Raw genomic sequence first — 1,782 nt, forward strand, 5'->3', positions numbered from 1 at the left:
GTGCACTCTTTGAACCCATGGCGCGAGCTGTGGTGGCCCAGCAGTTGCGGCATACGCCAGTGTGACGTGACGGCAAGAGGCAAGTCTGTCTGAGTGGAGCGAAAGCGAAGCAAGAGGGATGGATCTACAACGGAGAGTTTGATCCTGGCTCAGGATGAACGCTGGCGGCGTGCTTAACACATGCAAGTCGAACGCACCTTCGGGTGAGTGGCGGACGGGTGAGTAACGCGTGGGAATCTGCCCTCAGGAGGGGGATAACGGCTGGAAACGGCCGCTAATACCCCATATGCCGAGAGGTGAAACGAATTTCGCCTGAGGATGAGCCCGCGTCTGATTAGCTAGTTGGTGGGGTAATGGCCCACCAAGGCGACGATCAGTAGCTGGTCTGAGAGGATGATCAGCCACACTGGGACTGAGACACGGCCCAGACTCCTACGGGAGGCAGCAGTGGGGAATTTTCCGCAATGGGCGAAAGCCTGACGGAGCAACGCCGCGTGAGGGATGAAGGCCTCTGGGCTGTAAACCTCTTTTCTCAAGGAAGAAGACATGACGGTACTTGAGGAATAAGCCACGGCTAATTCCGTGCCAGCAGCCGCGGTAATACGGGAGTGGCAAGCGTTATCCGGAATTATTGGGCGTAAAGCGTCCGCAGGCGGCCCTGTAAGTCTGTTGTTAAAGCGTGGAGCTTAACTCCATTTCAGCAATGGAAACTACAGGGCTCGAGTGTGGTAGGGGCAGAGGGAATTCCCGGTGTAGCGGTGAAATGCGTAGATATCGGGAAGAACACCAGTGGCGAAGGCGCTCTGCTGGGCCATAACTGACGCTCATGGACGAAAGCTAGGGGAGCGAAAGGGATTAGATACCCCTGTAGTCCTAGCCGTAAACGATGAACACTAGGTGTCGGGGGAATCGACCCCCTCGGTGTCGTAGCCAACGCGTTAAGTGTTCCGCCTGGGGAGTACGCACGCAAGTGTGAAACTCAAAGGAATTGACGGGGGCCCGCACAAGCGGTGGAGTATGTGGTTTAATTCGATGCAACGCGAAGAACCTTACCAGGGTTTGACATCCTGCGAATCCCTTGGAAACGAGGGAGTGCCTTCGGGAGCGCAGAGACAGGTGGTGCATGGCTGTCGTCAGCTCGTGTCGTGAGATGTTGGGTTAAGTCCCGCAACGAGCGCAACCCACGTCTTTAGTTGCCAGCATTCAGTTGGGCACTCTAGAGAGACCGCCGGTGATAAACCGGAGGAAGGTGTGGATGACGTCAAGTCATCATGCCCCTTACATCCTGGGCTACACACGTACTACAATGCTACGGACAAAGGGCAGCAAGCTCGCGAGAGTTAGCAAATCCCATAAACCGTGGCTCAGTTCAGATCGTAGGCTGCAACTCGCCTACGTGAAGGAGGAATCGCTAGTAATCGCAGGTCAGCATACTGCGGTGAATACGTTCCCGGGCCTTGTACACACCGCCCGTCACACCATGGAAGTTGGCCATGCCCGAAGTCGTTACTCCAACCCTTGTGGAGGAGGACGCCGAAGGTGGGGCTGATGACTGGGGTGAAGTCGTAACAAGGTAGCCGTACCGGAAGGTGCGGCTGGATCACCTCCTAACAGGGAGACACAACTGATCGTGATGTCTGAGCGCTGCGAGAACGAAAGTTTGAGCGGCACATTTGTCTCAGGCCATGATCCTGTCATCTCGAAGGTCGATCGGTACCTCAAGGTGAGCCATCAAGTTCAAAGACCAAGTCATTGTGACCTGCAAGGGAAACAGTGAGGAGG

Annotated in this window: 1 rRNA gene; it reads left to right on the forward strand. The window is 55.7% G+C overall.

The window, feature by feature from the left end:
• The first annotated feature begins 126 nt into the window (after positions 1-126).
• Positions 127-1,611 (forward strand): 16S ribosomal RNA (locus KUG41_RS04865).
• Positions 1,612-1,782: the final 171 nt, after the last annotated feature.

The organism is Synechococcus sp. CCY 9618 (assembly GCF_019038415.1).
Taxonomy (GTDB): domain Bacteria; phylum Cyanobacteriota; class Cyanobacteriia; order PCC-6307; family Cyanobiaceae; genus Cyanobium.